Genomic DNA, 22,877 nt, shown 5'->3' with positions numbered 1-22,877 from the left:
TCGGGATTTGCTAGGAAGAGCCGGGTAGCCTATGGCGACGACGGCGGGCACGGCCGGCCGATCTTGACGGACGGGATGATAAAACAATGACGACGCGGCTTTTCCTCCTCATCGCCCTGGCAGCGACCTCGCTCCTTGCCGGCTGCGGCCCGAACGGCAGCCCGCCGACGCCGGGCGCCCTCGGCGCCACCCCGCCGCCCGCCGCCGCGCCGCCGCCGGTGCCGGCGAGCGATGCCACCATCGCCTTCGAGCCGTTCATCGGCATGCCGGGCAACCGCGCCGACGAACTCGCCAAGCGCATCGGCGTCGAGGCCCAGCGCCAGAACCTCAACCTGGTGCGCCGGCTCGACGCCGAGGCGACCTACCGGGTCCGCGGGTATCTCACCGCCGTCGGCAGCGACTCCGGCGCCACCATCGTCTATGTCTACGATATCTTTTCCGGCAACACGCGTGTCCATCGCATCACCGGCCAGGAAGTTTCCGAAGGCTCCGACGGCGATCCCTGGAACGGCGTCGAAAACGACGCCCTGAAGAACATCGCCGCCCGCACCGTCATCGAGATCAAATCCTGGCTGCAGGGCGGAGCCCGGCAGGCTTAGCAGCGAAGATCGCCACGACGATCAAAGCGGGATCGCCGTCTCGTCCTTGGCCGTGCGGATGACCATCATCGTGAAGAAGCGCGCGACGTTGGTCCGGTCGCGGAACAACCGGTCGCACAGGCCGTCGAACTCCTCCATGTCGCGCAAGCGCAGCACCAGCACCACGTCGATCTCGCCGGTCACCGCATAGGCCTGGGCGACGGCCTCCTCGGCAACGGCGAGGTCGAGAAACCGGCGCATGTGCTGTTCGCCGTGCAGCTTGAGCTCGACCGTGACCAGCGCCTTCAGGACCCGGCCGGCGCGGGCGGGATCGAGGATCGCGACGATGCGCTCGATGATCCCCGACCGGCTGAGCCGCCGCACGCGACGCAGGCAACTCGACGGCGAGAGCCCGACCTCTTCCGACAACGCCACATTCGTGCGCGACGCATCGCGCTGCAAAAGGTTCAGGAGCTTTCTGTCGAGACGGTCCATCGCGCCTTCCCACGGCTTTCGGCCAGCGTGCAATAAAATTGCATAAGACTGCAATATTAGACCGCAAATTCGAACCGGCCCGGGATACCAGAAAAGGGCAATCCCGAAGGAGGCCGGCAATGGCAGTTCTCGACGTCGTCCGACTGAAGACCCTGGAAACGCTTCAGATATACTGGGTGCTCGCCCGCATCATGGTGCCGGTCGCCGTGCTGACGGAGCTATTGTCGCAGCTCGGTGTCATCGAGGCGGTCGCCCCGGCCTTCGCGCCCGTCATGGCCCTTGTTGGGCTGCCGCCCGAACTAGGTCTGGCGTGGCTGACCGGCCTGCTGGTCGGCGTCTGGGGCGCCGTCCCGCTGGTCTTTGCCCTCGTCCCGGCAGGGTCTCTCAGCGTCGCCGACATCACGGTGTTTTCGGCGCTTCTGGTAATCGCCCACGGCCTGCCCATGGAGCAGAAGATCATTCAGAAGGCCGGGCCGGCGATGTTGCTGACGACGCTGCTGCGGCTCGCGGGCGCCCTCGCCTACGCGTTCCTGCTGCACCGTCTTTACGCGGCCACCGGCTGGCTGTCGGTCCCCGTGGCACCGGCCTGGATCCCGATGGGCGCCCCCGCCGACTGGTCCGCCTTTGCCGTCGGCCTCGCGGAGACCATGGCCTCCATGCTCGTCATTTTGCTGGCCCTGTCCTTCGGCCTGGAAATCCTGAAGCGGATCGGGCTGCTCGACCTGATGATGGCAGGCCTCGCCCCCGGACTGCGGCTTGCGGGGGTTCGGCGCGAGGCCGGCCAGTTCGCCGCCATCGGCCTCTTCCTTGGCATTTCCTATGGCGGCGGCCTCCTGATCCGCGAGGCCCGGTCCGGCACGGTGTCCCCGCGCCAGGTCTTCATCGCCTGCGTTTTCATGGGCTTCGCCCACAGCATCATCGAGGACACGCTCATCGTCATGGCGCTCGGCGCCGACGTCGGCGGCATCCTCCTCGGCCGCCTGGCCTTCGCCATCGCCGCAACCGCCGTCGTTGCCGCGCTCGTCCGAAGGATGTCGGAGAAAACGTTCTACATCTGGGCTTGCCGCCCCGCCGCGCTCGGCACGCAAGGCGGCTGAATCACGGCCCTCGCGATTTCACCCCACCAGCCGCCGCCACACCCCCGGCGTGACCCCAAAGGCGCGGCGGAACTGGCGGGTCATGTGGGCCTGGTCGGCAAAGCCTGAGCCAAGCGCCGCATCAGCAAGGCTCGCTCCGGCGCGGATGTCGCGTTGCGCCCGCTCCAGCCGCCTGAGCACCAGGAACCGGTGCGGGCTGACGCCGAAATGGCGCCGGAACCCGCGGGAGATGGCGAACCGGTCGAGGCCGTGCTCCGTCTCCAGTGCCGCCATCGACACGCCGTCCCGCCATTCGGCAAGCAGATGATCGCGGATGCGCCGCATCGCCGGCCAGTCCTGCGCGCATTTCCCGGCCGACGCGCCGGCCATGCGTGCAAACACATCGGCAAGCCGTGTCACCGACGAGACGACCCCGAGATCGTCCGCCGCCGGATCGGCAACCGCAAAAAGCTCGCGCAGCGCAGCGAGCAACCCGGCATCGCCGCTGATCACATCGCCGACGAAGGGCAGCGACCGTCCGCCGAGCGCCTCGGCGATCAGGTCCGGCGCCAGATAGGCCGTGCGATAGCCATAGCCCGCCTCGGTACCGGGATGCCCGTCATGCTGCTCGTCCGGGTGGATGACGAAGGCCTGGCCGGGCAGCGACGCCCGCGCCTCGCGCCGATAGCGGAAGCTCTGCACCCCGTGCGTGGTGATGCCGACCACATAGGCGTCGTGCCGATGCGGCGCGAAGGCATAGCGCAAAGCGGAGGCCTCGAAGACCTGCACGCCCTCGCTGGCCGCCAGAGGCCGGATCGTGCCGATGTCCTGGCCCTTGCACATTCGTTCAAGACCCGCCCGTCGATTGCCGGAATACTCGTCACAAGAATGCTTGTCACAAGCACCGATCCTCAGAATTGACCAATCCGGCGACAATGACAAACGACCTCCTGCTCCTCTGGCTGACCGCCCTGCCGCTGATGGCGAGCCCAGGCCCGGCGACCCTCAGCCTTGCCGGCGTCGGCACCGCCTACGGCTTCCGCCGCGGCCTGCCCTACTGGGCCGGCATCGTCCTCGGCACCTGGGCGATCCTGGTACTGGTGGCGAGCGGCGCAACGGCCCTGATCCTTGCCGAGCCGGCACTGGTCGTGCTTCTGACGGTCGCTGCCGCCGCCTACATCCTCTATCTCGCCTTCAAGATCGCCACCGCCCCCGTCGGCAGCCGAAAGGCCGGCGACGAGACCGCGCCAGCCTTCGCACCCGGCCTCATCCTGGCGCTCGCCAACCCCAAGGCCTATGCGGCGATCGGCGCCGTCTTCACCAGCCACACGCTCATCGCCGGCGACGCCTTTGCCGATGCCGCGGCCAAGATCGCCGCCCTCGGCCTTGCCGTCGTCGTCTTCGCGACCGTCTGGCTCGCCTTCGGCTCGGTCTTTTCGCGGTTCCTGGCCGATCCCACGCTCGGGCGCATCGTCAACATCGCCTTTGCGGCCATGCTGCTGGTCTCGGTCGCCTTCGCCGTCATCGGGATGTGACCGAACCCGCCCTGTGGCACTCACGCGGAAGACGCCAACAGCACCACCCCGGCAAGGATCACCGCCGACCAGCCAAGCCGGTGACGCAGATTGCCCTCGCCGAGAAGAAGGCTGCCCATCAGGACGGTGACGAGCACGCTGATTTCCCGGATCGGCGCCACGAACACCACCGGCGTGAAGGTCAGCGCGACGAGGACGAGGATATAGGCGAGCGGATTGAAGACCGCGATCGCCAGAACGCCGCCCCGGTGCTCCCGCCAGTGCCGCAAGACGTCGGCCCGGCGCCGGAAGGCGACGGGGGCAAGGACGATGCTGCGCCCGGCGCTGGAGGCGTAGTCCATCAGTAGCGGCGGCACGGCAAGCGCCGAGACCGCATAGGCGTCCCACGCCGTGTAGCTGCCGATCAGCGTTCCGGCGCCGATGCCGAAGGCGAGCGAGACGGTGGCATTGCCCGCCGATCGCCTCACGCCGCCCGTCAGCATGAAGACGCCGAAGACGATGACGACGGCCCCGGCCGCGATCTGCCAGGAAATCGCCTCGCCGAGGACGGCGACGGCGAGCCCGGACGACAGCAGCGGGCCCGTCGCCCGCGCGGTCGGATAGACGAGCGACAGATCGCCCGTGCGATAGCCGGCCTGAAGGACGAGGAAATAGCCGAGATGAAGGCCGGTGCTGCCGGCGATGAAGGAGAGCTGGGTGAGATCGAAGGCAGCGGAGCGAACCCAGATCGCCACCGCCAGCGGCAGGTAGAGCGCTACCGACAGCACCGAAAACAACCAGATCAACTCCGGGCCGCCATTGATCCGTTTGACGAAGAAATTCCAGGTGGCGTGGCAGAGCGCCGCCGCCAGGACGAGAGCGAAACCGAGGGGTGTCATGAAAACCTCAAAGGCCGGGTGTGAACGGACGTGCCAAAGCACGCCCTTCCATCCCCCCTAGTTTTTTCGCCTTTAAGGTGTCTGCCCGATTTCGGGCTCGTAACAGCGCTCGGACCGGACCCGATGCTCGCCAGTTTGACCTGGCGGCTCGGCGGAACCCTAGCTGCACATGGATGGGCACCTGAAGATTAGCCGTCCGCCGATAATTGTAAAGACGGATGCGCTGACGCGGGCGGAGCCCGGTCCGCCCATCCACCGCGTAAGGCATCCTCCTGTTGTGCGCCCGCCACAGCGTTGCTAGAAGGAAGCCCTCAGCGCCGCAGCGAAAAGTCGTGCGCCCGGCGTGGTTTGCAGTCCCCAGCGCACTGAGCGCTCGCCCGTCGAGCGAAACCAGTGGCCAGATAGAAACGTACCCGCCCATGATGCTCGTCGCCGGAAATTCCAACCGGGCGCTTGCCGAAGAGATTTCCGCCTATCTCGAAGTCCCGCTCTGCAAGTGCCAGGTCCGCCGCTTTGCCGACCAGGAGATCTATGTGGAGATCCTGGAAAACGTCCGCGGCCAGGACGTCTTCGTCATCCAGTCGACGAGCTACCCGGCGAACGACAACCTGATGGAGCTCTTGATCATTATGGACGCGGCGCGGCGCGCCTCGGCAAGACGCGTCACCGCGGTGCTGCCCTATTTCGGCTATGCCCGCCAGGACCGCAAGCACGGGCCGCGCACGCCGATCTCGGCCAAGCTCGTCGCCAACCTGATCGCCGGCTCCGGCGCCAACCGAGTGCTCACCCTCGACCTCCATGCCGGCCAGATCCAGGGCTTCTTCGACATCCCGACCGACAACCTCTATGCCGCGCCGGTGATGACCCGCGACATCAAGGAGCGCTACCAGAGCGACAATCTGATGGTGGTCTCGCCGGATGTCGGCGGCGTCGTGCGCGCCCGCGCGCTCGCCAAGCGCATCGATGCGCCGCTCGCCATCGTCGACAAGCGCCGCGACAAGCCGGGCGAGTCGGAGGTCATGAACATCATCGGCGACGTGGAAGGCCGGCGCTGCATCCTCATCGACGACATCGTCGATTCCGGCGGCACGCTGTGCAACGCCGCCAATGCGCTCTTGGAAAAGGGCGCCACCGGCGTCATCGCCTATATCACCCACGGCGTGCTGTCCGGCGGCGCCGTTGCGCGCATCACGGCCTCGCGGCTGGAAGAACTGGTGATCTCCAACTCCATCGAGCCGACGGCGGCGATCAACGCCGCGCCGAACATCCGGCTCCTGTCGATCGCCCCGCTGCTGGGCGAAGCGATCAACCGCACGGCCCTGGAAAAATCGGTCTCCAGCCTCTTCGACTAGGATCGATCGGGCGCCTTAACGAGAAACGGCAAGAAACCGGGGTGCCGCGCCCCGGCGCCATCTTGCCCTTCGACGCGCTCTCCACTATAAGCGGCCCGCGGCGCTTGCACCCCTGGAGGCGGCGTCTGATCAGGCACGCAAGTTTTTGCGGCCTTTTTTCTTTAAGGAGACACCGATGAGCGAGAGCTACGAGATAGCGGCCACGGTGCGCGAGCGGGTTGGCAAGGGGGCCGCACGTGCATTGCGCCGCGAGAACAAGATTCCTGCCGTGATTTACGGCGACAAGAAATCCCCCGAGCCGATTGCGGTCGATTTGAAGGACATGACCATGCGTCTGCATGGCGGCGCCTTCATGACCACGGTCGCCACCGTCAATGTCGACGGCAAGAAGTCCCGGGTCATCCCGCGCGACTTCCAGCTTCACCCGGTTCGCGACGAACTCCTGCACATCGACTTCCTGCGCATCACCAAGGGTGCCAAGCTGACCGTCGAAGTGCCGGTGACCTTCATCAACGAAGAGTCGAGCAAGGGTCTGAAGCGCGGCGGCGTCCTCAACGTCGTTCGCTACACGGTCGAACTCGACTGCCCGGTCGACGCCATTCCGGACAATCTGGAACTGGACCTTGCCGGCCTCGATCTCGGCGATTCCATCCACATTTCGGCGGTGACCCTGCCGGAAGGGGTGACCCCGGCGATCACCGACCGCGACTTCACCATCGCCACCATCGCGGCTCCTGCCGGCCTCCAGGAGGAGGAAGAGGAAGAAGCCGAAGCGGCCGAAGCCGAGGCGGAAGCCGAGGGCGAGGGCGAAGGCGGGGAAGACGGTTCGGAGAAGTCCGAAGACGGCTCCGAGCAGTAATCGGTCCCGGACGGCAAGCCGGGAGGGCCGGCCATGTTCATACTCGTTGGCCTTGGCAATCCCGGCTCCGACTACGCCGACAATCGCCACAATATCGGCTTCATGGCCGTCGACGCCGTACACCGCCGCCATGGCTTCTCGCCCTGGCGGCGGAAATTCCAGGCGGAGGTCGCCGACGGCCATCTCGGCAGCGAGAAGGTGCTTCTCGTCAAGCCGATGACCTATATGAACGAATCCGGCCGCGCCGTCGGCGAGGTCGTCCGCTTCTACAAGCTTCAGCCCGAGGACGTGGTCGTCATCCATGACGAACTCGACCTGCCGCCGGCAAAGACGCGGATGAAGACCGGCGGCGGCCATGGCGGCCACAACGGCCTCAGGTCCATCACCTCCCAGATCGGCGACCGCTACCGGCGCCTGCGCCTCGGCATCGGCCATCCCGGCCGCAAGGAGCTGGTCCATTCCTATGTCCTGAAGGACTTCGCCAAGGCGGACCTCGACTGGCTGGAGCCGTTGCTCGACGCCATTGCCGACAACGCGGTGCTCTTAGCGACCGGCGCCGATTCCGCCTTCGCCAACAAGCTGCACCTGGCGCTCGGCGGCAGCCCCACCGGGCCGAAGAAGCCGGCAAAGGGCAAGGGTGGCGGAAAGAAGAACGACAAGCCGGAGGCGAAGCCCGATCCGAAGGCGGCCGACACGCCGGCAGAAAAACCGGCGACGGCGGACAAGCCTGCCGAGCCGCAAAAGCGCGGCGCGCTGGCCGAGGGCCTCGCCCGGCTGTTCGGAAAGCATGACTGATTTCGGGCATCGGGCCGAAAAGTGGGCACCGGTTTTCGGAATCACCCGATGCCAAGCTAAAGACCTCGGGCATTAAGCGCCCAACCGGAAAGACGAAAAGACCATGGGTTTCAAATGCGGGATCGTCGGTCTGCCGAATGTCGGCAAGTCGACGCTGTTCAACGCCCTGACCAAGACCGCGGCGGCCCAGGCCGCCAACTATCCGTTCTGCACCATCGAGCCGAACACCGGCGAGGTCGCCGTGCCCGATCCGCGGCTCGACAAGATCGCCGAATTCGCCGGCTCGGCCAACATCGTGCCGACCCGCATCACCTTCGTCGACATCGCCGGCCTGGTGCGCGGCGCCTCCAAGGGCGAGGGCCTCGGCAACCAGTTCCTCGCCAACATCCGCGAGGTCGACGCCGTCGTCCATGTCTTGCGCTGCTTTGAGGACGGCGACGTCACCCATGTCGACGGCCGCATCGATCCCGTCACCGACGCCGAGACCGTCGAGACCGAGCTGATGCTTGCCGACCTTGAGAGCCTGGAGCGCCGCATCGTGGCGCTGCGCAAGAAGGCGCAGGTCGGCGACAAGGAGGCAAAGGCCGTCCTGCCGGTGATGGAGGGCGCGCTCGCCCTCCTCCAGGACGGCAAGCCGGCGCGCCTGCTGGACGTTGCCAAAGACGACGAGGCTGCCTTCAAGGCCCTCAACCTGTTGACCTCCAAGCCGGTCCTCTATGTCTGCAATGTCGACGAGGAATCGGCCGGAACGGGCAACGCGCTCTCCGCCAAGGTCGAGGAAATGGCCGCCTCCCAGGGCGCTGCCGCCGTCGTCATTTCCGCTGCCATCGAGGCGGAGATCGCCCAGCTCTCGGCGGACGAGCAGGCCGAGTTCCTGGAGACCATCGGCCTTGAGGAGCCGGGCCTCGACCGGCTGATCCGCGCCGGCTACGACCTCCTCCACCTGATCACCTTCTTCACCGCCGGGCCGAAGGAGGCCCGCGCCTGGACCGTCTACCGGGGTGCAAAGGCTCCCCAGGCCGCCGGCGTCATCCACAGCGACTTCGAGCGCGGCTTCATCCGCGCCCAGACCATCGCCTTTGACGACTTCGTCGCCTGCGGCGGCGAACAGGGCGCCAAGACCGCCGGCAAGGCCCGCGACGAAGGCAAGGAATACGTCACCCAGGACGGCGACGTCATGCTCTTCAAGTTCAATACCTAGAGGCCTGCGCGGGCCAACGCCCGCTTGACCTTGCCCGCGCTACCGGCTCTCCTCTCGGCATTGCCAAACACACGGGCCGTTCCATGCTCGCCTATCTGACGCTCATCTTTTCCTGCCAGCTCGCCGGCGAACTGATCACACATTTCCTCGGCCTGCCCGTGCCCGGCCCGGTCGTCGGCATGGTCCTCTTGTTCGCCTTCCTCGCCCTTCGCGGCAGCGTCCCGGCCGACCTTGCCAGGGTCGCCGACACGCTGCTCGCTCACCTGTCGCTGCTGTTCGTGCCGGCCGGCGTCGGCGTCATGCTGCATTTCCGGCTGATCGCTTCTGAAGCCCTGCCGATCGGCGCAGCGCTTGTCGTCAGCACCGTCCTCACCATCGCGGTGACCGCCACGATCATGGCCTGGTTCGGCCGGCGCGGCGACACGGAAAAGGGCTGAGCCGATGGCGGACCTGCGCGACATCTGGGCCTACTTAAGCGCCTCGCCGCTCCTGCACCTGACGCTCACCCTTGCCGCCTTCCTGATCGGGACGCTGATCTACAAGAAGAGCGGCTCGAACCCGCTCGCCAATCCGGTGTTCCTCGCCGTCGCGATCCTCGTTGCGCTGCTGCTCCTGACCCGCACCAGCTACCAGGACTATTTCGACGGCGCCCAGTTCGTCCATTTCCTGCTCGGCCCGGCGACCGTGGCGCTTGCCGTACCGCTCTACCGCCAGTTCGAGCGCATCCGCCGCTCCGCCGTCGCCATCGCGGTCAGCCTCATCACCGGCTCGCTCACCGCCATCCTCTCCGCGCTCGCCATCGGCTATCTGCTGGATGGCTCGCGCGATGCCCTTGCCTCCCTTGCCGCCAAGTCGGTGACCGCCCCCGTCGCCATGGGCATTGCCGAACGGCTCGGCGGCCTTCCCTCGCTGACCGCCGTGCTGGTTATCGTCACCGGCATCTTCGGGGCGATGGTGGGGCCCCTCGTCCTCACCCTCATCGGCATCCGCGATCCGGCCGCAAGGGGCCTCGGCCTCGGAACCGCGAGCCACGGCATCGGCACCGCGCGCGCCTTTCAGGAAACGGAGATCGCCGGCGCCTTTTCCGGCCTTGCCATGGGCCTCAACGCGCTGGCGACCGCCATCCTGTTGCCGCTGATCTGGCGCCTCGCGACCTGACCGGCGCGACATTTTCAGATAAAGATTCGATACCTTCCGATCGCAAAAGTGCTCCCATGACTGAGTTCCGCTATTTCGAGGATTTCGTCCCCGGCGAGGAGATCGACCTCGGCAGCTACGATCTCGCCCACGATGAGATCGTGGAGTTCGCAACGGCCTTCGATCCCCAGCCCTTCCATCTCGACGAGGAGGCCGGAAAAGCCTCGCTGCTCGGCACCTTCTGCGCCTCCGGCTGGCAGGCCTGCGGCGTCACCATGCGGTTGATGGTCGACGGCCTCCTTGCCAACACCGCCTCCATGGGCGCCGGCAGCATCGACAGGGTGCGCTGGCTGAAGCCGGTGGTGCCGGGACGGCTTTTTGCCCGTCTCCTGGTGCTCGACGCCCGCGCCTCGCGCTCGCGCCCGGAAATGGGCATCGTCCAGTGCCGGGCAACGCTGATGGACGAGACCGGCAGCGCGCTCCTTGAAATGGAATTTCCAATGCTGCAGGGCCGGAGGGCGGCCCCGTGAGGCGCTTCGAGGAGATCGAAATCGGCCTTGAGATGGACCTCGGCCGCCGCACGGTGACCGCCGAGGAGATCGTCGCCTTCGCGAAAAAATACGACCCCCAGGCCTTCCACCTCTCCGACGAGGCGGCCCGCAAGAGCCATTTCGGCGGCCTTTGCGCCAGCGGCTGGCACACCACGGCGCTTTGGATCCGCGCCTATGTGGACTACTGGGTGGCGGAGGACGCGCGCCTCCATGCCGCCGGCATCCCGGTCGTCGCCATGGGTCCCTCGCCCGGCATCGAGGACCTCAGCTGGACGAAGCCGGTCTATGCCGGCGACACCTTGAGCCTTTCCTCAAGGATCGTCGACAAGCGCATCTCCCGCTCGCGCCCCGACTTCGGCATCCTGACCTCGGAAAACGGCGCCGAAAACCAGGACGGCACTCCGGTCATGCGCTTCACCGGCCGCATTTTTTTGCCGTTGAGGCCAGTCTGAGACGACCGGTTACGCGCCAGACTCGGTAGCCAGAACTCTGATGCGGGCCGGCCGGCTGTCGTCGTCGCGCGGACCGATGCGGATGTCGATGTCCTGACCGAGTGCGGTCAGCGCCCGCATCAGCCGCTCTACAGACACTCCGCGAAGCTGCCCGCGCAGGAGATTGGACAGGTCCGGCTGGGCCATGCCAATCAGCGTCGCCGCTTTCGTCTGAGTGAGCTGACGCTCGGCGATCAGGCGTTTCAGTTGCACGACGATCTCGGCCTTCAGGAGATGCTCGTCCGCATCGGGCAGGCCGAGATCGGCAAAGACGTTGCCACTTCCGACAACGACCGCATCCGTTTTCTCGTCCGTCATCGGCTCTCCTCCGTGCGCCAGCGCTGATGATGCTCCTCGGCAACCTTCAAGCGCCGCCTGATCAGGTCGACCTCCTGCTTCGGCGTCGCAATGCCCTTCTTCGACTTCTTCTGGAAGGCGTGAAGGACATAGACGGCACCGGCAAGGCGAACCGTATAGACCACCCGAAAGGTGTTGCCGTCGTGGTGCTCGACCACCTCCAGGACGCCGCGGCCGCCGAATCCCTTCAGCGCGCTTTTGCCGAGCCCGCCTCAAAGCTGCACTGCGCTTCGTAGAGCGCAAGGCCGACTTCCTGGCGCACAGGATCCGGAAAGGCGCGGAGATCGTCCCGGCTCGAAGCCACGAAGAAGCACGGTTTCACGATGCCTCGCATCCCGACCGCAGGAAGATTATAGGCATATAACTATAACTCTTCAATGCCGCCCGGGCAGCCCTCAATCCCCCTCGAATTCCATCAGCGTATGCACCGCAATGCCCTTGTCGCGCAGGCGGGCGGTGCCGCCGAGGTCCGGCAGGTCGATGATGAAGGCGGCGGCGACAATCTCGCCGCCGGAGCGGTGGATCAGCTCGGCGGCGGCGACCGCGGTGCCACCGGTGGCGATCAGGTCGTCGATCAGCAGCACCCGGTCGCCCGGCTTGATCGCGTCGGCGTGAATCTCGATCGTATCGACGCCGTATTCCAGGCTGTAATCCTGGCCGATGGTTTTGTGCGGCAGCTTGCCCTTCTTGCGGATCGGCACGAAGCCGCGGCCGAGTTCGTGGGCGACGGCACCGCCGAGGATGAAGCCGCGCGCCTCGATGCCGATGATGATGTCGATCTGCGCCTTGGCCTTGAAGAACGGCCAGACGATCTCGTCGACGGCGGCGCGAAGGCCCGCCGGATCGGCGAACAGCGTGGTCAGGTCGCGGAACATGATGCCCGGCTTGGGATAGTCCGGGATCGTCCGCACGAGCCGCTTCAGGTCCATTCCGTTGCGAAGTTCCATGGCTGCCTCCTCAGGACTTGTTGAGGACACGGCCGGCGACCGCATCGAGCTTGGCGACGAGGGCGGGATCGCGCGCGTCCGGCGCCGTGATCATGGCGAAGTCGAGGGCGGTGTCGGAGCCGATCGGACAGGGCTGGTGCTCGCGCGGGAAATCGCGGGCGAGCCGGCCGACGAGCTGCTGGGCGTGGTGGGCATTTTCCTTCAGCACCTTGAGGATCGCCGTGATGTCGACCTCGCCATGGTCCGGATGCCAGGAATCATAGTCGGTGACCATGGCCACAGTCGCGTAGCAGAGTTCCGCCTCGCGCGCGAGCTTGGCCTCCGGCATGTTGGTCATGCCGATGACGTCGCAGCCCCAGCCGCGATAGAGGTGGCTTTCGGCCAGCGAGGAGAACTGCGGGCCCTCCATGGCCAGATACGTGCCACCGCGCCGGTAGGCGATGTCCTCGGCCCGCGCCGCCTTCTCGATCTCGTCGACGAGACCGGGGCTGACCGGATAGGCCATGGAGACATGGGCGACGCAGCCATTGCCGAAGAAGCTCTTTTCGCGCGCGAAGGTGCGGTCTATGAACTGTTCGACCAGCACGAAGGTGCCCGGCGCCAGCTCCTCCTTCAGCGAGCCGCAGGCCGAGACGGAGACAAGGTCGGTGACGCCGATCCGCTTCATGGCGTCGATATTGGCCCGGTAGTTGATGCCGGTCGGGCTCAGCCTGTGGCCGCGCCCGTGCCGCGGCAGGAAGGCGATCGGCAGGCCGTCGACCTCGCCGATGCAGATCGCGTCGGACGGCTCGCCCCAGGGGCTCTCGACCGTCTCCCAGCGCGCGTTTTCCAGCCCCGGCAGATCGTAGAGACCCGATCCGCCGATTACCCCAAGCATTGATTTCGTCATCGAGGACCCTCGCCCATGCTCCGGCCCGGGCGCCGGGACGCAAGGCCCGACACCGCACTCGGCCGCCGCCGCCAATGGCGGTCATTGAAACTCCCGGCCGTCCGCACTATCGTCCGCCCGATCCCCACGCAATGAGGTACCGGATTGGACAAGAAATTCAAGGTGTTCGGCGTCGGTCTGCAAAAAAGCGGCACTTCGACGCTGCGCGAATGCCTCGGTCTCCTCGGTTACGACATCGCCCGGCTGCACAAGCGCGTCTTCTTCGATGCCCGCGCCGGCCGCATGGAGGCCGTCCTGCCGCACCTCGACGCCCACGAAGCCTTCACCGGCCTTGCCCCGCCCTATCTCTACGAGGTCGGCCTGGAACGCTACGGCAAGGCGATGCGCGCCGTGTTGACCACCCGCCGCTCGCCGGAAAAATGGCTGAACAGCCTGATCTCCCATTTCGAGCGCCGCTCTGTCTTCGGCAACAAGCTCAACCTCGACGTCTATGGCTATCTCTATCCGGTCGGCCGGGAAGAGGAGTTCATCGCCTATTACGAGGCCCACAACCAGCGCGTCCGCGATTTCTTCGCGCGCCAGGGCGCCAGCGACCAGTTCCTGGAAATCTGCTGGGAGACCGGCGACGGCTGGAAGGAACTCTGCGACTTCCTGGAAGAGCCGGTGATGGAAGGCGGCGTACCGCACTCCAACCGCACCGCCGACCTCGGCAACAAGCCGATCCGGATCGCCGCCAACCGCATGCTGATGAAGGGCTACGCGGCCCTCGTCAGGTAGTGTCGCGCCGCAGCGGATCGGTCTCCGTCCCCTCGCGCGCACCCTCCGCCACACCGGCCTCCTCGCCATGCCGGCTCTGGCGCCGCTGGCTGCGGCCGGGCCACCATTTGCGCTGCACCCACATCCACTGCGCCGGCGTCTCCCGGATCCATTGCTCGAAGACGTCGTGAATCGCCTGGGTCGCCGCGGCGATGTCGGCATCGCGGTCGTCGGTGACCGGATAGTCGATGTGCTGCATGTCGATGCGGAAATGAACACCGCCGGTGCGCACGCAGCGCCCGGCGATCAGCGGCACCCGGCAATGACGGGCCAGCATCGCGGGAAAATAGGTCGCCGATGCCCTGTGGCCGAAGAAGGTGACGTCGATGCCCTTGGATTCGCGGAGATCCCCGACCAGCGCCACGGACCCGGTCCGGCGCAGATGTCCGAGCAGCGTCCGCGCCGTATCGTGGCCTTTGGACAGGAGCCCGTGCGGGAAAACGAGCATGCGCTTTCGGCGCAGATAGGCGTCGACCAGCGGGTTCTTGACCTCGCGATAGACGCCGACCGGCTTCACACCCGCGGCTACCGCCGGCAGGATCACCACCTCCCAGTTGCCGAGATGCAGCGAGACCAGGACCATGTGGTCGCTGTCCGTACCCATGCGGGTCTCGACCATGCCGTCCGGCCAGGAAACACGCTTGTCCTTCTGTGCGACGATGCGGTCGATGAGCAGGGTCTCGGCCGACACCCGGCCGAGGTTCTCCCAGGCATCGCGGGCGATCGTGCGCCGCTCCGCCGCGCTCTTTTCCGGCATCGCCCGTTCCAGGTTTTCCAGCACCCGCTGCTGCCGCCGGGTCAGCGGCGCCAGCATCCGCCAGATCCGCCCCATGACCGCAGAGGCCATATCGAGCGGCATCAGCCGGACAATGCCGACGACGGCGAGGAAGAGGCCGTATTCCAGGCCGTATTTCAGCCGTCTCAATGTGCCGGGGCGGTCGGGATCGTGATGCGGCATGGCGGAAGAAGAGGTCGGGTTCCGGTCTGGCCGGCTCCTGCCGGCGGCATGACGGTGTCGCTGCGAACGGTGCAAAAAGCAAGACCCCCGCCCTCCGGCAGGAGAGCGGGGGCCGCGATTTCGGCGTCAAAAGGGCTCTAGTGGTCGATGTTGGCCCAGAGCTTCTTCTTGACGAAATAGAGCATGCCGGCCAGCACGATCATGTAGATCATCGCCATGAAGCCGATGCGCTTGCGCTGCTCCAGCTTCGGCTCGGCCGCCCACATCATGAAGGCCGCGACGTCCTTGGCATACTGGTCGACGGTCGTCGCCGTACCGTCCTCATATTCGACCAGCTCGTCGAACAGCGGCGGCGCCATGGCGATATAGGTGCCGGCAATGGTCGAATGGCCGTTTTCCTTACAGCCTTCCGGAACGCCGCCGACGGTGAACGCGGTGTTGTAGTAGCCTTCGAAGTCGGCGCCGCATTCGGGCGACTCTTCATAGCCCGTCAGGATGGCATGGATGTAGTCCGGGCCGCCCTCCTGGTACTGGGTGAAGACGTCGAACAGGAACCACGGGAAGCCGCGATGCGGACCGCGGGCCTTGGCCAGCAGCGAGAAGTCCGGCGGATGGGCGCCGTTATTGGCGTATTTGGCCGCTTCCGCGTTCGGGAACGGAGACGGGAACTTGTCCGACGGCTTGCCGGGCCGCTCGAACATCTCGCCCTCTTCGTTCGGGCCGTCCTTGATGGTGTATTCCTCGGCCAGCGCCTTGACCTGCTCCTCGGTGAAGCCCGGCCCGCCCGGGTCGGCGAGGTTGCGGAACGACACCAGCTCCATGGAGTGGCAGGCCGAGCAGACCTCCCGGTAGATCTTGAAGCCGCGCTGGAGCTGCGCCTGGTCGTAGCGGCCGAACGGTCCGGCGAAGCTCCAGGAGAGCTGCTCCAGGTGATGGCCCTCTTCGGCCGCGGTCGCCGGGACGCTAGCAAGGGCGAACGCACTGGCGAGGCAGGCGGCGGCGACGGTGGATTTGATCATCGTCTTCATTGGAAAAACCTCCTGTTTCGCCCGCGTCAACCGCGCGTTTCCGGTGCCGAGGTCGCGTCGGCAGGATGTGCCGAGCCACCGTTCTTGGCCAGAACCGCATCGGAAATGCTCGCCGGCAACGGTTTCGGTTTCTCAAAGAAGCCGAGCAGCGGCAGGATGATGAAGAAGTAGCCGAAATAGTACGCGGTGCCGAACTGCGCGGCCGTGACGTAGACCGGCTCCGCCGGCTGCGATCCGAGCCAGCCGAGGATGACGCAGTCGACGGCGAACAGCCAGAAGGCGGTCTTGAACCACAGCGACCGGTAGGCGCCGGAGCGCACCTTGGAGGTGTCCAGCCAGGGCAGGATGAACAGCACCAGGATGGCGCCGAACATGGCGATGACGCCGCCGAGCTTGTCCGGGATGGCGCGCAGGATGGCGTAGAACGGCAGGTAGTACCATTCCGGCACGATGTGCGGCGGGGTGACCAGCGGGTCGGCCTGGATGTAGTTGTCCGGATGGCCGAGATAGTTCGGGATGTAGAACACGAACCAGCCGAAGAAGATGCAGAACAGCATCAGCGCGAAGGCGTCCTTCATCAGCACGTGCGGCGCAAACGGCGCCATGTCCTGGCGTGACTTCGGCTCGACGCCCGTCGGGTTGCCGTTGCCGACCACATGCAGCGCCCAGATATGCAGGATGACCACCGCGGCGATCATGAACGGCAGCAGGTAGTGCAGGGAGAAGAACCGCTGCAGGGCCGGGTTGCCGACCGAGAAGCCGCCCCACAGCCACTGCACGATGCTCTCGCCGACCAGCGGGAAGGCGGAGAACAGGTTGGTGATGACGGTGGCGCCCCAGAACGACATCTGGCCCCACGGCAGCACGTACCCCATGAAGCCGGTCGCCATCATCAGGAGATAGATGATGACGCCGAGGATCCAAAGCACCTCCCGCGGTGCCTTGTAGGAGCCGTAATAGAGACCGCGGAAAATATGGATGTAGACCGCGATGAAGAACATCGACGCGCCGTTCGCGTGCAGGTAGCGCAGCAGCCAGCCGTAGTTCACGTCGCGCATGATGTGCTCGACCGAATTGAAGGCCATGTCGACATGCGGCGTGTAGTGCATGACCAGCACGATGCCGGTCACGATCTGGGCCACCAGCATGAAGGTGAGAATGGCGCCGAAGGTCCAGAAATAGGAAAGGTTCTTCGGGCTGTAGAACCCGAAGGTCTCATTGTAGGCAAGGCTGACGATCGGCAGCCGCGCTTCCATCCACTTCACGAAGCGGTTCTGCGACTGGAACTTCGAATATTCGGACATCTATATTTCCTTCAAGCTTCCCCTTTTATCGGCGATGGCCGATATTCCTCGTTCCGGCTTGTGCCGTTGTTTCGGCCTCAGCCGATCTTGATATTGGTGTCCGACAGGAACTCGTAGGGCGGGATGTGCAGGTTCTCCGGCGCCGGGCCCTTGCGGATGCGGCCGGCCGTGTCGTAGTGCGAGCCGTGGCAGGGGCAGAAATAGCCGTCATAGTCGCCGGCATTCATCAGCGGGATGCAGCCCAGATGGGTGCACACGCCGATCATCACCAGCCAGGGCTCCTTGCCGGTGGCGGCGCGGTTTTCGTCGGTCGCCTGGGCATCGCCCGGCAGGTTCGCGTTGCGGGCGTTGGCGTCCGGCAGCTCGTCGAGCGGCACCGCGTTGGCTTCCTCGAGTTCCTTCTCGGTGCGGTTGCGGATGAACACCGGCTTGCCGCGCCATTTGACCTTGATCGACTGGCCGACCTCGACGGCGCTGACGTCGACCTCGATGGAGGCGAGCGCGAGCGCGGAGGCGTCCGGATTCATCTGGTCGACGAACGGCCATGCGACGGCGGCGACGCCGATGGCGCCGACGGCGGCCGTCGAAATGTAGAGCATGTCGCGACGGGTGGGTTCGGCAGTGGCAGAAGCAGACATGGCGTGTCCTCTTTTCGCATGCGATGCGCGCGATATGCGGTCGCACCTGCTGTAGTCCGCGGGCAATATGTTATTCGCCAAGCGAGATACTTGGCCTCATTGGCGTTCTTAGGGGGAGGTGCGTCGACTGTCCAGACCGACTTATGTCAAAACGACTGTTTGTCGCAACCGCCGCCCCCTCTAAAAGCCGTCCCCGAAAGCCTTTTAGCGCATGGCGCGGGAGAGGTCGATATCGGAAACCACGAATGAGACGAAACGTGCGTATCGCCTTGTATCAGCCGGATATTCCACAGAATACCGGAACCATTCTAAGGTTGGGAGCGTGCCTCGGCGTCGCCGTCGACGTCATCGGGCCGACCGGGTTCAGGACCGACGACCGGGCCCTCAGGCGCGCCGGGCTCGACTATCTGGACCGCGCCGCCCTGACCTTGCACGACGGCTGGGAGGACTTCGACGCTGCCAGGCGCCGCACCGGCGGGCGCCTCGTGCTGTTCACCACCAAGGCAAGTCGATCCTTTGTCGATCTGTCATTTGAGGAAAGTGATATACTGCTTTTCGGTCGCGAGTCCGCCGGCGTGCCCGACGAGATCCACGCCAGGGCCGACATCCGCACGATGATCCCGATGGTCGACGGCACGCGCTCGTTGAACCTCGCCGTCTCCGTCGCCATGGGCGTCACCGAGGCGCTGCGGCAGACGGGTGGAATGCCGCAGACCGCATGAGGGAAGCGGTCACAACCTAGACGGTCCTTGATCGGTCACTATCGTCGAAACCGGCACCCGTGATGCCACCGATGCCGCCCTACTGCGCGGCGTTCTCCGCCTCGTCCTCGCCCAGGAAACCGCCGGACTGGCGCGCCCAAAGGCTCGCATAGAGGCCGCCGAGGGCGAGCAGGTCCTCGTGCCGGCCTTCCTCGACGATGCGGCCCTTGTCCATGACCACCAGCCGGTCCATCGCCGCGATCGTCGACAGCCGGTGGGCGATGGCGATGACGGTCTTGCCCTCCATCAGCGTTCCCAGGCTCTTCTGGATCGCCGCCTCGACTTCTGAGTCGAGCGCCGAGGTCGCCTCGTCGAGCACCAGGATCGGCGCGTTCTTGAGGAGCACCCGGGCAATGGCGATGCGCTGGCGCTGGCCGCCGGAAAGCTTGACGCCGCGCTCGCCCACATGGGCGTCGAATCCCTGCCGGCCTCTCGGGTCGACGAGGTCGCGGATGAAGCCGTCGGCCTCGGCCATCTCCGCCGCCCTCAAGATGGACGCATCGTCGGCACCGGGAGCGCCATAGGAAATGTTGTCCCTGACGGAGCGGTGCAGTAGCGAGGTGTCCTGGGTGACCATGCCGATCGCCGCCCGCAAGGACTCCTGGGTGACGGTGGAGATGTCGGTGCCGTCGATGAGGATGCGCCCGCCTTCCAGGTCGAACAGCCTGAGGAGCAGATTGACCAGCGTCGACTTGCCGGCGCCCGAGCGGCCGACCAGCCCGACCTTCTCGCCCGGCGCGATGGTCAGCGACAGGTCCTCGATGATCCCGGTCTCCTTGCCGTAGTGGAAGCTCACCCGCTCGAACTCGATCCGTCCCTGGCGCGGCACCAGGTCCTTCGCGTCCGGCCGGTCGGTGATGCCGTGCGGCTTGGCGATCGTCTCCATGGCGTCCTGGATGGTGCCGAGGTCTCGGAAGATGTTGGAAATGGAGAACATCATCCAGCCCGACATGGTGTTGAGCCGGAGCACCAGGCCGAGCGCCAGCGCCACGGCCCCGACCGTCAGCACCCCTGCCTGCCACAGCCAGACGCAGAGGAACCCGGACACGGTCAAAAGCAGGCCGTTGAGCGCCACCAGCGAGAACCGGATGGTGGAGATGATCCGGGTCAGGCTGCAGAGCGCCTGCCACATCCAGGTGAGCCCCTCGCGCGCAAACGCGTCCTCATGGCCCGTGGTGTCGAACAGCTTGACGGTGTGGATGTTGGTGTAGGCGTCGACGATGCGGCCGTTGAAGACCGAGCGCATATCGGCGAGCCGCCGTGCGGCGCGGCGGATGCGCGGGATCAGGATGCTGCCGATGGTGACGTAGCCGGCGATCCAGACGCCGACGACGACGCCGAGCCGCCAGTCGAGGTCGAGAAAGATGGCAAAGGTCGAGATCGCGAAGATCACGAAGTACCAGAGGCTCTGGAAGATATTGATGAGGAAGTCGCCGAGCGCCTGCCCGGCCTGCATGACCTTGGTCGCGAGCCGGCCCGCAAAATCGTTCTGGAAATAGGTGAAGGACTGGCCGACCACATGGCTGTGCGCCTGCCAGCGCACCAGATTGAAGAAGCCCGGCACGATGATCTGCTGTTCCAGGAGCGCGCCGGCAACGAGCGCGGCGGAGCGCAGCACGAGGACGACGAAGACCATCCAGAGGAACGTCGCGCCGTGCTCCTGCCACAGCGTTGCCGGTTCGGCCGTACCGAGGAGATCGACGATGTCGCCGACAAAGGCGAACAGCAACAGCTCGGTCGCCGCGATCAGCGCGCCGTTGAGGAAGAAGAAGATGAACCACCATTTCGCCTGGCGCGCATAGTGCCAGATGAACGCGCCGAGGCGCGCCGGGGGCTCCAGTGCCTCCGGCGGCCTCAGCGGATCGACGATGCGCTCGAAACGTCCCAGCATTATTCGGCGACCTCGGCCTCCTCCTCGTCCTCGCACAGAAACCCGCCCGACTGGCGCGCCCACAGGCTGGCATATAGGCCACCCCTGGCGAGAAGCTCCTCGTGGTGGCCTTCTTCCACGATCTCGCCCTTGTCCATGACCACCAGCCGGTCCATGGCCGCGATGGTCGAAAGCCGGTGGGCGATGGCGATCACCGTCTTTCCCTCCATCAGCCTGCCGAGGCTTTTCTGGATCGCCGCCTCGACCTCGGAGTCGAGCGCCGAGGTCGCCTCGTCGAGCACCAGGATCGGCGCGTTCTTGAGGAGCACGCGGGCAATGGCGATGCGCTGGCGCTGGCCGCCGGAGAGCTTGACGCCCCGCTCGCCCACATGGGCGTCGTAGCCCGTCCGGCCGCGCTGGTCGGACAGGTCCTGGATGAAGTCGTCGGCCTCGGCCTGGCGCGCGGCCTCGCGGACATCCGCCTCGGTGGCGTCCGGCGCACCGTAAAGGATGTTCTCGCGCACCGAGCGATGGAGCAGCGAGGTGTCCTGGGTGACCATGCCGATGGCGGCGCGGAGCGACTCCTGGGTGACGGTGGCAATGTCCGAGCCGTCGATCAGGATGCGTCCGCCTTCGAGATCGTGGAACCTCAAAAGCAGGTTGACGAGCGTCGACTTGCCGGCGCCGGAGCGGCCGACGAGGCCGACCTTCTCGCCTGGCGAGAGCGTCAGGGAGAGGTTCTCGATGACGCCGCCCTCCTTGCCGTAGTGGAAGCGGATGGCATCGAAATCGATCCGCCCCTCGCTGACCTCGAGCGGCTTGGCACCGGCGATGTCCCGCACCGCCTGCGGCCGCGACAGCGTTCCCATGCCGTCCTGCACCGTGCCGATATTCTCGAACAGCGCCGAGACCTCCCACATGATCCACTGGGACATGCCGTTGAGCCGCAGCATCATGCTGATGGCAATGGCGATCGCCCCCAGCGTCACGGCATCGAGCCGCCACAGCCAGATGGCGACGGCCGCAATGGCAAACAGCACCAGCGAGTTGAGGAAGTAGAGCGCCGACTGGAACAGGGTCACCAGCCGCATCTGCCGGTAAACGGTATGCAGGAACTGGTCCATGCCGTCCCGGGCATAGGCCGATTCCCGGCCGGCATGGGAGAACAGCTTCATGGTCGCGATGTTGGTGTAGCTGTCGACGATCCGTCCGGTCATGACGGAGCGGGCATCGGCCTGGGCCTGCGAGACCCGCTTCAGCCGCGGCACGAAGAACCACAACAGGCACACATAGGCGACGATCCAGGCGACCATCGGCGCCGACAGGCGAATGTCGGAGGCCGCCATCAGCACCACCATGGAGACGAAATAGACGCTGACATAGACCAGCACGTCGAGCACCTTGGTGACGGACTCGCGCACGGCCAGCGCCGTCTGCATCACCTTGGTGGCGATGCGCCCGGCGAATTCGTCCTGGAAGAACGCATAACTCTGGCCGAGCAGGTAGCGGTGTGCCTGCCAGCGCACGATCATCGGAAAGTTGCCGAGGATCGACTGGTGGATGACCACCGAGTCGAGAAAGACGACGGCCGGCAGCAGGACGACGATGACGACGGCCATGCCGGCGAGCTTCCAGCCGTGCTCGGCGAGAAACGTCGCCCGGTCCTGGTCCGACAGCCAGTCGACGAGGTTGCCGAGGAAACCGAAGAGCAGCACCTCGCCAACGGCGATGACGGCCGCCGTCGCGCCCATCACGGCAAGCAGCGGCGCCACCGGCCTGGAATAGTGCCAGAGGAAGGGCATCAGGCCCCTGGGCGGCTCGCCCGGAGGGGCGGCCGGGAACGGATCGATCAGTTTTTCAAACCAGCCAAACATGGCCAAGCTCCGAATTGGGGTCGCGGCGGCGCGCCTGTTGCGGCAGCGCGAAAAGACGGGCGGGCGCATCGCCGTCACGGGCAATGCAGCAAACGCCCGGCCGAACGGCGTGATCCTTTCAAGGATCCACGGCGCGAACGCGGCGACAAAAGCGATATTATGGGATGCAGAGAAACGCTAAAGGGCGCTTTGGTGTCAGGCGGCTCGCATACGTGGGATGCCGGGCGGATAACATCCGAAACGGATTCTCATCGGCATCTCCAATTGCGCTGACGCAAAGCGCCGCGCGCGGGTCGCACGCAGCATCAGGCTTCCTTATAGCCGAACCTTCCCGGTTTGGGAATGCCTGACGGGGCGTCCCAGGGCTACCGGAGGGCCCGCTGTGGCCGGCCGGACACATCTGACTCCGGTTGCCGTTCCCCCGTATCATTGCGTATGCAAGGGGGAGAGAGCGGCGGATGAACGCGCCGGCACAATGAGGGGAAGA

General features: G+C 65.9%; 27 protein-coding genes. 14 read left to right on the top strand and 13 right to left on the bottom strand.

Going from position 1 to position 22,877, the window contains the following annotated elements:
* Positions 1 to 86 precede the first annotated feature (86 nt).
* Positions 87 to 599 carry a hypothetical protein gene (locus tag CH339_RS00505; RefSeq protein WP_111432302.1) on the top strand — a complete coding sequence of 171 codons (513 nt, stop codon included), beginning with the start codon at positions 87 to 89 and terminating at the stop codon, positions 597 to 599.
* 21 nt (positions 600 to 620) lie between these two features.
* Here the strand turns inward: CH339_RS00505 and CH339_RS00500 are convergent, their stop codons facing one another.
* A complete protein-coding gene (locus CH339_RS00500; RefSeq protein ID WP_111432301.1) occupies positions 621 to 1,073 on the bottom strand; it encodes an Lrp/AsnC family transcriptional regulator in 453 nt (150 codons plus the stop codon).
* Positions 1,074 to 1,192: 119 nt separating this feature from the next.
* Here CH339_RS00500 and CH339_RS00495 point away from each other — a divergent pair, with 119 nt between their 5' ends.
* Positions 1,193 to 2,170 carry a nucleoside recognition domain-containing protein gene (locus CH339_RS00495; RefSeq protein ID WP_111432300.1) on the top strand — a complete coding sequence of 326 codons (978 nt, stop codon included), beginning with the start codon at positions 1,193 to 1,195 and terminating at the stop codon, positions 2,168 to 2,170.
* 18 nt (positions 2,171 to 2,188) lie between these two features.
* Here CH339_RS00495 and CH339_RS00490 read toward each other — a convergent pair whose 3' ends face one another.
* A complete protein-coding gene (locus CH339_RS00490; protein ID WP_111432299.1) occupies positions 2,189 to 2,992 on the bottom strand; it encodes an AraC family transcriptional regulator in 804 nt (267 codons plus the stop codon).
* 92 nt (positions 2,993 to 3,084) lie between these two features.
* Here CH339_RS00490 and CH339_RS00485 point away from each other — a divergent pair, with 92 nt between their 5' ends.
* Positions 3,085 to 3,684 carry a LysE family translocator gene (locus CH339_RS00485; protein ID WP_111432298.1) on the top strand — a complete coding sequence of 200 codons (600 nt, stop codon included), beginning with the start codon at positions 3,085 to 3,087 and terminating at the stop codon, positions 3,682 to 3,684.
* 20 nt (positions 3,685 to 3,704) lie between these two features.
* Here the strand turns inward: CH339_RS00485 and CH339_RS00480 are convergent, their stop codons facing one another.
* On the bottom strand, positions 3,705 to 4,562 hold the full coding sequence (locus tag CH339_RS00480; protein WP_111432297.1) for an EamA family transporter: 858 nt from the start codon (positions 4,560 to 4,562) through the stop codon (positions 3,705 to 3,707).
* Between the two features lie 419 nt (positions 4,563 to 4,981).
* On the opposite strand from CH339_RS00480, the gene CH339_RS00475 reads away from it, so the two are divergent.
* The 8 genes from CH339_RS00475 (at position 4,982) to CH339_RS00440 (ending at position 10,909) form a co-directional block, all read left to right on the top strand.
* Positions 4,982 to 5,914 (top strand): ribose-phosphate pyrophosphokinase, encoded by a 933-nt coding sequence (locus CH339_RS00475; RefSeq protein ID WP_111432296.1) that lies wholly within the window; start codon positions 4,982 to 4,984, stop codon positions 5,912 to 5,914.
* A gap of 175 nt (positions 5,915 to 6,089) precedes the next feature.
* Positions 6,090 to 6,773 (top strand): 50S ribosomal protein L25/general stress protein Ctc, encoded by a 684-nt coding sequence (locus CH339_RS00470; RefSeq protein ID WP_111432295.1) that lies wholly within the window; start codon positions 6,090 to 6,092, stop codon positions 6,771 to 6,773.
* Positions 6,774 to 6,806: 33 nt separating this feature from the next.
* Positions 6,807 to 7,568: an aminoacyl-tRNA hydrolase gene (gene pth, locus CH339_RS00465; protein ID WP_111432294.1), complete on the top strand. Its 762-nt coding sequence runs from the start codon at positions 6,807 to 6,809 to the stop codon at positions 7,566 to 7,568.
* 103 nt (positions 7,569 to 7,671) lie between these two features.
* Positions 7,672 to 8,769: a redox-regulated ATPase YchF gene (gene ychF, locus CH339_RS00460; RefSeq protein ID WP_111432293.1), complete on the top strand. Its 1,098-nt coding sequence runs from the start codon at positions 7,672 to 7,674 to the stop codon at positions 8,767 to 8,769.
* 83 nt (positions 8,770 to 8,852) lie between these two features.
* On the top strand, positions 8,853 to 9,206 hold the full coding sequence (locus tag CH339_RS00455) for a CidA/LrgA family protein (RefSeq protein WP_111432292.1): 354 nt from the start codon (positions 8,853 to 8,855) through the stop codon (positions 9,204 to 9,206).
* A 4-nt stretch (positions 9,207 to 9,210) separates the two neighbouring features.
* Positions 9,211 to 9,927, top strand: coding sequence for an LrgB family protein (locus CH339_RS00450; RefSeq protein ID WP_111432291.1), 717 nt, complete (start codon positions 9,211 to 9,213; stop codon positions 9,925 to 9,927).
* A gap of 56 nt (positions 9,928 to 9,983) precedes the next feature.
* Positions 9,984 to 10,436 (top strand): MaoC family dehydratase, encoded by a 453-nt coding sequence (locus tag CH339_RS00445; protein WP_111432290.1) that lies wholly within the window; start codon positions 9,984 to 9,986, stop codon positions 10,434 to 10,436.
* Positions 10,433 to 10,909: a MaoC family dehydratase gene (locus CH339_RS00440; protein ID WP_245408082.1), complete on the top strand. Its 477-nt coding sequence runs from the start codon at positions 10,433 to 10,435 to the stop codon at positions 10,907 to 10,909. Before CH339_RS00445 ends, CH339_RS00440 begins: the two co-directional genes overlap by 4 nt.
* Positions 10,910 to 10,918: 9 nt before the next feature.
* Here CH339_RS00440 and CH339_RS00435 read toward each other — a convergent pair whose 3' ends face one another.
* The 4 genes from CH339_RS00435 to CH339_RS00420 all read right to left on the bottom strand — a co-directional run bounded on the left by CH339_RS00435 (position 10,919) and on the right by CH339_RS00420 (position 13,141).
* Entirely contained in the window at positions 10,919 to 11,266 is a 348-nt protein-coding gene (locus CH339_RS00435; protein WP_111432289.1) for a helix-turn-helix domain-containing protein, read from the bottom strand.
* Positions 11,263 to 11,463, bottom strand: coding sequence for a type II toxin-antitoxin system RelE/ParE family toxin (locus CH339_RS26050; protein WP_306461162.1), 201 nt, complete (start codon positions 11,461 to 11,463; stop codon positions 11,263 to 11,265). The genes CH339_RS00435 and CH339_RS26050 overlap by 4 nt, the downstream gene beginning before the upstream one ends.
* 237 nt (positions 11,464 to 11,700) lie before the next feature.
* Positions 11,701 to 12,252 (bottom strand): adenine phosphoribosyltransferase, encoded by a 552-nt coding sequence (locus tag CH339_RS00425; RefSeq protein ID WP_111432288.1) that lies wholly within the window; start codon positions 12,250 to 12,252, stop codon positions 11,701 to 11,703.
* Between the two features lie 10 nt (positions 12,253 to 12,262).
* Complete coding sequence (locus CH339_RS00420) at positions 12,263 to 13,141, bottom strand: S-methyl-5'-thioadenosine phosphorylase (RefSeq protein ID WP_111432287.1); 879 nt, start codon at positions 13,139 to 13,141, stop codon at positions 12,263 to 12,265.
* 144 nt (positions 13,142 to 13,285) lie between these two features.
* Here CH339_RS00420 and CH339_RS00415 point away from each other — a divergent pair, with 144 nt between their 5' ends.
* Positions 13,286 to 13,918, top strand: coding sequence for a sulfotransferase (locus CH339_RS00415; RefSeq protein WP_111432286.1), 633 nt, complete (start codon positions 13,286 to 13,288; stop codon positions 13,916 to 13,918).
* Here the strand turns inward: CH339_RS00415 and CH339_RS00410 are convergent.
* The 4 genes from CH339_RS00410 to petA all read right to left on the bottom strand — a co-directional run bounded on the left by CH339_RS00410 (position 13,911) and on the right by petA (position 17,885).
* Positions 13,911 to 14,915 carry a lysophospholipid acyltransferase family protein gene (locus tag CH339_RS00410; protein ID WP_111432285.1) on the bottom strand — a complete coding sequence of 335 codons (1,005 nt, stop codon included), beginning with the start codon at positions 14,913 to 14,915 and terminating at the stop codon, positions 13,911 to 13,913. The two genes, CH339_RS00415 and CH339_RS00410, sit on opposite strands and share 8 nt — an antisense overlap.
* 137 nt (positions 14,916 to 15,052) lie before the next feature.
* The gene (locus tag CH339_RS00405) at positions 15,053 to 15,943 is read right to left on the bottom strand and encodes a cytochrome c1 (RefSeq protein WP_111432284.1); all 891 of its coding nucleotides are present in this window, start codon (positions 15,941 to 15,943) and stop codon (positions 15,053 to 15,055) included.
* Between the two features lie 26 nt (positions 15,944 to 15,969).
* On the bottom strand, positions 15,970 to 17,247 hold the full coding sequence (locus tag CH339_RS00400; protein ID WP_111432283.1) for a cytochrome b: 1,278 nt from the start codon (positions 17,245 to 17,247) through the stop codon (positions 15,970 to 15,972).
* A gap of 77 nt (positions 17,248 to 17,324) precedes the next feature.
* Entirely contained in the window at positions 17,325 to 17,885 is a 561-nt protein-coding gene (gene petA, locus CH339_RS00395; RefSeq protein ID WP_111432282.1) for a ubiquinol-cytochrome c reductase iron-sulfur subunit, read from the bottom strand.
* 245 nt (positions 17,886 to 18,130) lie between these two features.
* On the opposite strand from petA, the gene CH339_RS00390 reads away from it, so the two are divergent.
* A complete protein-coding gene (locus CH339_RS00390; RefSeq protein ID WP_111432281.1) occupies positions 18,131 to 18,607 on the top strand; it encodes a tRNA (cytidine(34)-2'-O)-methyltransferase in 477 nt (158 codons plus the stop codon).
* Positions 18,608 to 18,686: 79 nt separating this feature from the next.
* Here the strand turns inward: CH339_RS00390 and CH339_RS00385 are convergent, their stop codons facing one another.
* Together CH339_RS00385 and CH339_RS00380 are read right to left on the bottom strand one after the other, a co-directional pair.
* On the bottom strand, positions 18,687 to 20,537 hold the full coding sequence (locus tag CH339_RS00385) for an ABC transporter ATP-binding protein (RefSeq protein WP_111432280.1): 1,851 nt from the start codon (positions 20,535 to 20,537) through the stop codon (positions 18,687 to 18,689).
* Positions 20,537 to 22,390: an ABC transporter ATP-binding protein gene (locus CH339_RS00380; protein ID WP_111432279.1), complete on the bottom strand. Its 1,854-nt coding sequence runs from the start codon at positions 22,388 to 22,390 to the stop codon at positions 20,537 to 20,539. The genes CH339_RS00385 and CH339_RS00380 overlap by 1 nt, the downstream gene beginning before the upstream one ends.
* Here CH339_RS00380 and CH339_RS00375 point away from each other — a divergent pair.
* A complete protein-coding gene (locus CH339_RS00375; protein WP_111432278.1) occupies positions 22,389 to 22,571 on the top strand; it encodes a hypothetical protein in 183 nt (60 codons plus the stop codon). The genes CH339_RS00380 and CH339_RS00375 overlap by 2 nt on opposite strands.
* The last annotated feature ends 306 nt before the right edge of the window (positions 22,572 to 22,877 follow it).

This window comes from Rhodobium orientis (assembly GCF_003258835.1).
Lineage (GTDB): Bacteria > Pseudomonadota > Alphaproteobacteria > Rhizobiales > Rhodobiaceae > Rhodobium > Rhodobium orientis.
This window is presented reverse-complemented; position numbering and strand designations above follow the sequence as displayed.